The following is a 1,150-nucleotide window of genomic DNA, read 5'->3' on the forward strand; positions in this document are numbered from 1 at the left end:
CGTCGGGGAGTTTGGGGATTTCGATGTTCTCGATGCCCTTGAGGCCCTTGGTGATGTCGCCGATCTTGGACAGGCCGGTGCCGGCGCCCTTGGCGATGTAGGTCATCGGGTCGATGAACTTGCCGGTCTTGCCCGCGACGGAGAGGACCTTGGCGACGGCTCCGGCTTTGCCGGCGCCGGCTGCGGCGCCGCCGGCGCCGCCGGTGAAGACGGTGGTCAGGACGTTGAAGGTGACCGCTCCGGCGGCGCGGCCGGGGTTCTTGCCCCATTCGTCCCAGGCGACCAGGGCCTTGCCGGTCTCCTTCATGGCGGTGCGGGAGTCGCGCAGCCAGGAGGGGAGTTTGTCGTCGGGCAGGGTCCAGAAGAGGGCGCCTGCGCCGGGGACGGCGGAGATGACGAGGCCGGTGGCGAGCTGGGCCAGGCCCTTCCAGGCCTGTCCCATGGCTTCCCAGCCGCCGAAGCCGACGAGGGTGCCCAGGCCCTTGATGGTGCCCCAGACGCCGTCGACGATCAGTCCGTCCCAGACGAAGGACTTGACCCAGTGGCCGACTTCGTACCAGTGGTGTTTTTCCTCGACGGGGTCGCCCCAGGGGAGTTTGGCGTTCTTGAGGTCCTCGGCGTTGAAGCCGTACTGGTCCTTGCGTTCGGAGCCGTCGCCGGCGACCATCTGGGTCCCGCCGAACAGGGCGGTGATCTTGTTGTGGCAGGTGCGTTCGGCGGCCCAGAACGCGGCGACGGTCGCGGTGATGTCGTCGCGGAGCTGGTTGTGCTCCTCGACCTTGTCGCCGTCGTACTCCCACTCGTCGTCGTCCTTGTTCGCGTTGACGAAGGTGGTCGCGTCGGTTTTGAGCTGGGCGAGTTTGGTGACCAGGGGGCGGATCTCGGTGGCGTAGTCCGACAGGGAGGTGGCGACCTTCTCCAGGTCGTCGGCGAAGGAGTCGGCCCGGTCCTTGACGGGTTTGGTCGAGGCGAACAGCTGCTCGGCCTCGGGGGCGTGGTAGTAGGCGGACAGGGCCTGGAACTGGGTGTGGACGGAGGAGCCGGTCTCGCGGATGTGTCCGGCGTCCTTGGTCAGGGACGCGTGGTCCTTCTCCAGCTGGCCCAGATCACCGGTGTACTGCGGAATGGCCTCGGGCTTGATCATCGGGTC

Annotated in this window: 1 pseudogene; it reads right to left on the bottom strand. The window is 67.5% G+C overall.

From position 1 onward, the window contains the following. Nucleotides 1–1,144: pseudogene (locus ACFYW1_RS39045) on the bottom strand (protein phosphatase); the annotation flags it as partial. Between the last annotated feature and the right edge of the window lie 6 nt (nucleotides 1,145–1,150).

It is taken from the genome of Streptomyces sp. NPDC002669, from assembly GCF_042889165.1.
In the GTDB taxonomy this organism is placed as follows: Bacteria; Actinomycetota; Actinomycetes; order Streptomycetales; family Streptomycetaceae; genus Streptomyces.